Source organism: Ensifer sp. SSB1, assembly GCF_016652895.1.
GTDB lineage: Bacteria > Pseudomonadota > Alphaproteobacteria > Rhizobiales > Rhizobiaceae > Ensifer.
In genome coordinates, this window is the sequence record NZ_JAEPRP010000059.1 from 27,709 (window position 1) to 36,768 (window position 9,060).

The 9,060-nt window shown below is 59.5% G+C and carries 5 protein-coding genes; 4 read left to right on the plus strand and 1 reads right to left on the minus strand.

The window, feature by feature from the left end; genetic code table 11:
- The first annotated feature begins 415 nt into the window (after window positions 1–415).
- From I8N66_RS16445 to I8N66_RS16460, 4 genes are all read left to right on the plus strand, one after another.
- On the plus strand, window positions 416–4,219 hold the full coding sequence (locus tag I8N66_RS16445) for a vitamin B12-dependent ribonucleotide reductase (RefSeq protein WP_291155303.1): 3,804 nt from the start codon (window positions 416–418) through the stop codon (window positions 4,217–4,219).
- 485 nt (window positions 4,220–4,704) lie between these two features.
- The gene (locus I8N66_RS16450; RefSeq protein ID WP_291155306.1) at window positions 4,705–5,721 is read left to right on the plus strand and encodes an SAVED domain-containing protein; all 1,017 of its coding nucleotides are present in this window, start codon (window positions 4,705–4,707) and stop codon (window positions 5,719–5,721) included.
- 9 nt (window positions 5,722–5,730) lie between these two features.
- Complete coding sequence (locus I8N66_RS16455; protein WP_291155309.1) at window positions 5,731–6,978, plus strand: nucleotidyltransferase; 1,248 nt, start codon at window positions 5,731–5,733, stop codon at window positions 6,976–6,978.
- A 4-nt stretch (window positions 6,979–6,982) separates the two neighbouring features.
- Window positions 6,983–7,666, plus strand: a complete 684-nt coding sequence (locus I8N66_RS16460; protein ID WP_291155312.1) for a hypothetical protein — start codon at window positions 6,983–6,985, stop codon at window positions 7,664–7,666.
- Between the two features lie 186 nt (window positions 7,667–7,852).
- Here I8N66_RS16460 and I8N66_RS16465 read toward each other — a convergent pair whose 3' ends face one another.
- Window positions 7,853–8,965: a hypothetical protein gene (locus tag I8N66_RS16465; RefSeq protein ID WP_291155315.1), complete on the minus strand. Its 1,113-nt coding sequence runs from the start codon at window positions 8,963–8,965 to the stop codon at window positions 7,853–7,855.
- Window positions 8,966–9,060: the final 95 nt, after the last annotated feature.

The window sequence follows — 9,060 nt, forward strand, 5'->3', positions numbered from 1 at the left end:
CACAACATCTAGCGCTCAAACTTCCGTCACAAACCACCCCTTGACGCCCCCGGACGATTCACGGTTAATGGATTTTACGTTGCGACGGCGGCGGACCGGATTGTTTAGCGCCCGGTTCATCTCACCAAATCGGCGGTTCTGACAGGCGGCGGTCATGGATTTCACCATGCGGTCGCCGTGAGGATTTCTGTGCGATATTTGAGGCCCGTTTGAGCAACAATTGGCTGGCATAAATCAGCTGTTAACACTATATTTAGTGCTTGCAGTCAGCCTATCTCACAAGATACAGGGTCACCCAACTGTGGGTTTCTCTCCAAAGGACGGAAGCTGAGACTGGCTGCGGGATGCCCCTCGCGGCCAGGCGGGGACAATTGCGCCTGTGGCGGGCGCTAGGCAACACGAAGGACCAGGGACAATGAAGATCGAACGTCGTTTCACCAAGGCCGGGCAATCTGCCTATGCGGAGATCGAATTCCGCAAGGCTACGAGTGAGATCAAGAACCCGGATGGTTCGATCGTGTTCCGTCTTGCCGACATCGACGTTCCGGCACAGTTCAGCCAGGTCGCTGCCGACATTCTCGCGCAGAAGTATTTCCGCAAGGCTGGCGTTCCGGCCAAGATGAAGCGCGTCGAGGAGAACGATGTCCCCTCCTTCCTGTGGCGCTCCGTTCCGGACGCTGACGCGCTGAAGGCGCTGCCCAAGGAAGAACACTACGGTTCCGAAACCGATGCTCGCCAGGTTTTCGATCGCCTGGCCGGTACCTGGGCCTATTGGGGCTGGAAGGGCGGCTATTTCGATACCGAAGAAGACGCCTCCGCCTTCCGCGACGAACTCGCCTACATGCTCGCCACGCAGCGCGTTGCGCCGAACTCGCCGCAATGGTTCAACACCGGCCTGCACTGGGCCTATGGCATCGATGGCCCCGGTCAGGGCCACTACTATGTCGATCCCTTCACCGGCAAGCTGACGAAGTCGAAGTCGGCCTACGAGCACCCGCAGCCGCACGCCTGCTTCATCCAGTCCGTCGCTGACGATCTCGTCAACGAAGGCGGCATCATGGACCTTTGGGTGCGTGAAGCACGTCTGTTCAAGTACGGTTCGGGCACCGGCTCCAACTTCTCGCACCTGCGCAGTGAAGGCGAAAAGCTCTCGGGCGGCGGCAAGTCCTCCGGCCTGATGTCGTTCCTGAAGATCGGCGACCGCGCCGCCGGCGCCATCAAGTCGGGTGGCACCACCCGCCGCGCCGCCAAGATGGTGGTCGTCGATATCGATCACCCCGATATCGAGGAATACATCAACTGGAAGGTCAAGGAAGAGCAGAAGGTTGCTGCCCTCGTCACCGGTTCGAAGGTCGTCGCCAAACATCTGAAGGCGATCATGAAGGCCTGCGTCAACTGCGACGGCACCGACGACGCCTGCTATGACCCGAAACAGAACCCGGCGCTGAAGCGCGAGATCCGTGCTGCCAAGCAGGCCCTGGTTCCGGAAAACTACGTCCAGCGCGTCATCCAGTTCGCCAAGCAGGGCTACAAGGACCTCGAGTTCAAGACCTACGACACCGACTGGGATTCGGAAGCCTACCTCACGGTCTCGGGCCAGAACTCCAACAACTCGGTCTCGATCAAGGACGACTTCCTGCGCGCTGTCGAAGCCGATGGCGACTGGAACCTGACGGCCCGCAAGGACGGTCGCGTCATGAAGACGCTGAAGGCGCGCGATCTCTGGGAGTCGATCTCCTACGCAGCCTGGGCATCGGCCGATCCAGGCCTGCACTTCAACACGACGATGAACGACTGGCACACCAGCCCCGCCGCCGGCCCGATCCGCGCGTCGAACCCGTGCTCGGAATATATGTTCCTCGACGACACCGCCTGCAACCTCGCCTCGCTGAACCTGATGATGTTCAAGGATGCGGCGACCAAGCGGATCAACATCGCCGACTACGAGCACGCCGTCCGCCTGTGGACCATCGTTCTCGAAGTTTCGGTCATGATGGCACAGTTCCCGTCCCGCGAGATTGCCGAACTCTCCTACGAGTACCGCACGCTCGGCCTCGGTTACGCCAACATCGGCGGCCTGTTGATGTCCTCGGGCATTCCCTATGACAGCGCCGAAGGCCGCGCCATTGCCGGTGCGCTGACCGCGATCATGACCGGCATCTCCTACGCCACCTCTGCCGAAATGGCCGAGAAGCTCGGTCCGTTCCCGGGCTTTGCGCCGAACCGCGACAACATGCTGCGCGTCATCCGCAACCACCGCCGTGCCGCCTATGGCGAGACGACCGGCTATGAGGCGCTGTCGGTCAACCCGGTCGCCCTCATCCACTCGGACAACCCGGACCAGGACCTCGTCATCCACGCCATGAGCGCCTGGGACAAGGCCCTGGAACTCGGCGAGAAGCACGGCTACCGCAACGCCCAGGCAACCGTTATCGCGCCGACCGGCACGATCGGCCTCGTCATGGACTGCGATACGACAGGCATCGAGCCTGACTTCGCGCTGGTGAAGTTCAAGAAGCTCGCCGGTGGCGGCTACTTCAAGATCATCAACCGCGCCGTTCCGGAAGCGCTGCGTTCGCTCGGCTACAGCGAAAGCCAGATCGCCGAGATCGAGGCCTACGCGGTCGGCCACGGCAACCTGAACCAGGCGCCGGCGATCAACCCGTCAACGCTGAAGGCCAAGGGCTTCACCGACGAGAAGGTGGAAGCCGTCAACGCCGCGCTGAAGTCTGCCTTCGATATCAAGTTCGTCTTCAACCAGTGGACGCTCGGCGCCGACTTCCTCAAGGCTACGCTGAAGGTCTCCGACGAACAGCTCGCCGCGATGGATTTCAACCTGCTCGACCACTTGGGATTCTCCAAGAAGGACATCGAAGCGGCCAACATCCATGTCTGCGGTGCCATGACGCTGGAAGGCGCGCCGTTCCTGAAGAACGAGCACCTGCCCGTCTTCGATTGCGCCAACCCCTGCGGCAAGATCGGCAAGCGTTACCTCTCGGTCGAAAGCCACATCCGCATGATGGCGGCAGCCCAGCCGTTCATCTCCGGTGCGATCTCCAAGACGATCAACATGCCGAACGAGGCGACCGTCGAGGACTGCAAGAACGCCTATATGCTCTCGTGGAAGCTGGCGCTGAAGGCAAACGCCCTCTATCGCGACGGCTCCAAGCTGTCGCAGCCGCTCAACGCCTCGCTGATCGAGGACGACAAGGATGAGGATGCACTGGAGGATCTGATCCAGGCGCCCGCCGCCGCCCAGGCCGTCACCATTACCGAGAAGATCGTCGAACGCGTCATCGAGAAGGTGATCCGCGCCCGCGAAAAGCTGCCGAACCGCCGCCAGGGCTACACCCAGAAGGCCGTCGTCGGCGGTCACAAGGTCTACCTGCGCACCGGTGAATTCGGTGACGGCCGTCTCGGCGAGATCTTCATCGACATGCACAAGGAAGGGGCTGCCTTCCGCGCGATGATGAACAACTTCGCCATCGCCATCTCTCTCGGCCTGCAATATGGCGTGCCGCTCGAAGAATATGTGGAGGCCTTCACCTTCACCAAGTTCGAGCCGGCCGGCATGGTCCAGGGCAACGATGCGATCAAGAACGCGACGTCGATCCTCGACTACGTCTTCCGGGAGTTGGCCGTGTCTTACCTCGGCCGCCACGATCTCGCTCATGTCGACACGTCCGACTTCAGCAACACGGCGCTCGGCAAGGGCATCCAGGAAGGCAAGACCAACCTGATCTCCACCGGCTGGACGCGCGGCTACAAGCCGACGATCGTTGGCGGTACGGCCGAACGCGCCGGTGAGCCGAAGGGTTCGTCGACGACCACCCCTGCCCGAGCCTCTTCGACCGCCACCGTAACCTCGATTGCCGGCAACACGGTCCGCAAGATCGAGCAGACGACGGCGATCTCGACTTCTGAAATCGTTGCCTTTAAGCGCGACTACGAAGAGCGCGCGGCGGAACTGGCCGAGGAGATCGCCGAAGAAACGGTCGAGACCGCAACGGAAGTGACCGCCCTCTTCTCCGACAAGGCAGCTGCGGAAGCGGCATCGGCCAAGACGGACGCCAAGAAGGTGGAAGCCGAACGCCGCGCCCGCTCGATCATGCAGGGCTATACCGGCAACATGTGCACCGAGTGTCAGAACTTCACGATGGTGCGCAACGGCACCTGCGAGAAGTGCGACACCTGCGGCGCCACCAGCGGCTGCAGCTAAGCAGATCGCAAATGCGGTTGTAACGCTGAGAAACCGACGCTAGTACTGGCCAATTGGCAGTAGTACTGGCCATTTTGGAAGCAAGAACTGGCCAACGTTACATGTGGCCACCTCCGGGCACTGAAAGGTGCCCGGAAAATGCCTCTGAGAACAAATCATGAAACAAACGGAGAAGTTGGAATCGCTTTCTGTACATCCATCGTCTTGGATGCCCGAGCAAAAACCGACGATTGCAAGTGCAGAGTTAGAAAATGTGTTGCGTGGCCAAACTCGTCAGGTGACAGGAGCAGTATCCAATGGATGGCATTATCGAAAATCCGGATGAGAAGGACTCTGAGGAAGTGGCTGCGAAAGCCGCTGCGTCAGGCCGTCCCAGCCTGCCTGCGAACGCAAAGGCGATCGTATGGGCCCGCGCCGCGGGCAGATGTCAGTTCCGCGGCTGCAATAAGCCGCTGATCGGTGACCTCGTCTCGGGCAGGTCGAACTTGAACACGGCCTACATAGCACACATCGTTTCCGATGCGGTGAAGGGTCCTCGTGGCGACAGGATCCTGTCGCCTTTGCTGACCAGGGATCCATCGAATCTCATGCTTCTTTGTGATGCCCATCACCGCCTGATCGATGATCGGACTTCCTGGAAGGATTATTCGGTTGAGCTTCTGCGAGAGATGAAGGCAGAGCACGAGGATAGGATCGAAGCGGTGACTTCGATATCGCGTGATCGCGGATGTCACGTAATTCGCTTCGCCGCGGGGATAGGAAAGAACGAGTCCCCGGTAAACACCGAGGCGGTCAAGCAGGCATTGCTGCCGGAATTCTATCCCGTGCGTGACGGCATGATCGACCTTGACGTGCCCGACGCTGGCATTCCTGACAGTGATCCCGACTACTGGGGATGGCACCAGCGGAGCCTTCGGACCAAATACCAAGAGCGCGTAAGGGGCAGACTCGAGAGAAACGAGATCAGCCGCCTCGCCGTCTTCGGGCTGGCTCCCATGCCGCTGCTCATCGAGCTCGGCCGCCTTATCTCGGATATTTCCGAAGCTCACGTGCGGCAGCTCCTACGGGAGCCGAAGACCTGGGAATGGCAGCCGGAGGATGCGCGGATGGAGCTTGTCCGCGACGATCCCGAAGCGGGCGGTCGAACAGTGGCGCTGAAGCTCGCGGTCAGCGCGCAGATCGAAGATGACCGGATAAAATCGGTTCTAGGTGATGACGTGTCGATCTGGTCGCTGTCCGCGAAGAACGCCAACAACGACATCATCCGGACTTCGGCAGATCTTTCCCTGTGGCGCAGCCAAGTCCGCGCCGTCCTCGAAGCCATCAAGGACAGGCACGGTGGGGAACCAATGATCCACGTCTTTCCGGCCATTCCGGTTTCGGCATCGGTCGAACTTGGCCGCGTATGGATGCCCAAGGCACATCTTCCGATGCGCGTTTACGACCACAACCGGGCGCTGGGCGGGTTCCGTCAGACCCTCGACATCGTTCATCAGGCATAAGAGGCATCAATGAACTATACGGATCCTATCCTTCGCGAGATCGCATCCTACAGCCCCCTCGACGTCCTGCTTGCGGACATCGCGGTAAGGATCCAGCTCGCGCCGACAGAGCATCGGCTCGCGGACGGGCACTACCACGCGATTCACGAGTGGCTTGAGCGGGATGGTAGTTCTCTCGCGGGGAGGATCGAAGCCTTCTATTCGCAGGGAGGTTTCTCGATCGGAGCGACGACAGCCCGCCATGCCGAAGATGCTGACTTCGATATCGATGCCATGGTCCAACTGGACATGCCCGCCGATTCCGATCCTGAGGACGTACTATCCGAGCTCCACGATGCGATCAGGGGTGAACCTGGCTCGCGCTACTACCTGAAGACCGAGCGCAAGACCCGGTGCGTGACGGTGAAATACGACCGCATGCATCTCGACGTGACGCCCGCCATTCTCTGTCCCCAGCTTCTTGAAAGATCGAGCTTCATTTTTCACTCCAAGAAGCTAGACTCGGTTTTCCACAAGGAGCGGCTGATCGCCAATCCCTGGGGATTTGCACAATGGTTTCTAGAGCAGACCCCGCCGGAAGCCGCGTTCGGACAGTTCTTCGAGCGCAAGTCGCTGGATTACGAGCGGTTCCTCGTTGCTAAAGCCGAGTCGGAAGCAGAACCCGTGCCGGAACAGGCCCCCGCCTACCGGAAGTCGCGGGCTGTCATCGCGCTTCAGCTCATCAAGCGCTGGCGCAATCTTGCCTATGATGCCCGGCATGCGGCGAGCCGCCTTCCGCCCTCTGTCGTACTTGCCCATTCCGTGGCAATCAACGCGAACCGCACTTCTACATTGTCCGAGGAACTGCTCCACCAGGTGAGCAGCCTCATCAGCGCGCTCGAACGCGCGGAGAGTGCCGGCCGGACCTACGAGGCCTACAATCCGACCTGTGATCCGCATGACAAGCTGACGGACCGCTGGCCGGAAGATCTTCGATCGCAGCGCGTTTTCATTGACGAGCTTCGTGCCTTCGCTATCGAGATCGAACGGCTGCGCAAGGGGCTGCCAATCTCCGAGATGCGAAAGCTCCTGGAGAAGCTATTTGGCGAGAAGCCCGCGGCAGAATCTGTTCGCAGCTTCATGGATCGGCAGGTCGAGGACGACCGAGGCGGAATAGCGGCGCACATTCCCGCGACGGGTACGGTGGCCGCTGTCACCTCAATAGCGACTCCCGCTTATGCCCGTCCGACTCCGCAGCGTTCGCCATGGGGGGACTGATAGGTTGGTCTGGTACTCCATCAAGGAGCAGGACGATCGTCTTCGGGATATATACCCGAGTTTTCGGCTGACATCCGATGTGGGGCTTTACGGAACCTGGGAGGGGTTCCTTACGCCGATTTCTCAGAAATACAGGATATGGATCCGATATGTCCCGAACATCTTTCTTGACGAGGTAACGCTCAAGTGTAGCTACGTGTCAGTGAAGGTTCTCGATCCCCTGATCGCTCCCGACCCGCGCGGCACCGGTCAGCCGACACCGCACGTCTACAGGTATCGCCAGCCGATCGACCGCCCGGCGCTGTGCGCGTGGGATCCTGGCGACGAGCCGTTCAATCCGACCCGCTTCATCGCCGATGACATAATCCCAGCCGTGATAAGATGGCTTGTTTTCTACGAAGACTGGCTCGATACGGGTGTCTGGCGCGGAGGAGGAAAGCACCCGGATCCGGATGCCGCGAGTGCCGCGATGAGCGGTTCGCCAAGCTCCACTCCTCAAGTGCCGACAGAGGTATCCTCCCGGTCAGCCTATCGTCTAAGCAAAGTAATGGGATCCGCGACGTCGATGCTGGCGATCGGCCGCGCGCACCTAGGGCGTTTTCCGTCTGTCCTGGACGGAGCCGATATGTGGCATCTCGAACTGCTGGGGCGGCGGCTGAAACACACGACATCGGCTCTCGGGATTTGAACGCAAGATGAACCGTCGAGACGGCTACACGAGATCTTGGTTCGCGCCCGCTCTGCCCATGTCGAGACATTCCGGGTCATCGGCAACAAGTAAGTGGCGTCATGCTCAAGCACGGGCGCGTCCAGATGTCGATGAGCATTCCTGGCGTCGTGCACACGAGATCCGTTCCCTCTTCTCGATCATTTCCTACCCGTAAGTGGCGACCTTTGAAGTAATTTCGAGTGCGTCGCGCGGGATTCCGCATGCGTTGAAAAGAGAATGGATGTCCCTGTGATCGTTTATCCTCCGTTCCAATTCATCCAACTGCTCACCAGACAGGTGGCGAACGCTCCAATGCATGAACTGCGCCGGAAAGGAGATCCCAGCAACGCCTTCAAGCTGCACGATTCTCTGCATCAGGTTCTCGACATTGCCCACGAACGCGTCCACCCGCTCATTGACCTGACCTTCGATATGAGCCTCCACCATTTCACCGATGAAAGGCTTGAATCTCCCGTAGTATCGCGCGTGATCGCGTTGTAGCCGTGCTCTGTCCTTCGCTGAAGATTTTTCCATCACAATGTCCTCCCGGCCTCGAAGAGACGCCACCATCGCGCAAGTGACAAGCTTGTCTGCTGACTCCAAGCTCCCTGGCTCGTATCTGTTCGCCATAAGACGGAGGAGCTTGTCCACAAAGTCATCCAGCCTCGGGACATCTCGTGACAGCAGCCCCAGCATTGCATACTCGACGTGATTAGAGCGGAGCATAGCCCATGCATCGTGGGCCCCGGAATCGATGAAAACAAACCGATTGGCGGATGACCAGTTGGAGTTGTTGACGGTAGCCTTTGGTTCTTCGACGGCCTTCCACCGCCCGATGGGATCGCCCGTATAGTAATAGATTTGAAGGAGGTTCTTTCGGTATTTGTAGAACGAACTGATCAAGGACGCGTATGTTGCCATGCGACGAAGCATGACCAACTCGTTGTGTTTCGTCTGCTGTTCGACATGCAGGATCCGGTTCTTGCCGATGTCGCTGACAAGGTCGGTTCTGAACGTAACCTGCTTGTCGCGAAACTCTTCGCCCAGCCATTCGATTTCTGTCCGTACTCCAATCGGATCGGGGTCGCTCTTGCCCGGACCAAAGTCGATTCTCTGGTATTCCGCCCAGTCGTTCCACAACCGCGCGAGAACTCCAGGCGACTTTAGCAACTCTTTGAGTTCCGTATCGAAGGGGCGGGTCTGCCTCTTTCTGACCGCGTCACCGAGCAGTTGCTTGAATGACGGATACTGCTTCTCTTTCTCGACGGGCTTAGCCATCTCAATCTCTCATCTGCAAGAACATGCGGGCGGCATCGTCTGATCCAGCGCTGCCCATTATTGCGGGATTCCGTGCCAGGTCGGGATATCAACAC

Coding starts and splice junctions, on each gene's coding strand:
- I8N66_RS16445 (WP_291155303.1), top strand. CDS start 416: ATGAAGATCGAACGTCGTTTCACCAAGGCCGGGCAATCTGCCTATGCG.
- I8N66_RS16455 (WP_291155309.1), top strand. CDS start 5,731: ATGAACTATACGGATCCTATCCTTCGCGAGATCGCATCCTACAGCCCC.
- I8N66_RS16465 (WP_291155315.1), bottom strand. CDS start 8,965: ATGGCTAAGCCCGTCGAGAAAGAGAAGCAGTATCCGTCATTCAAGCAA.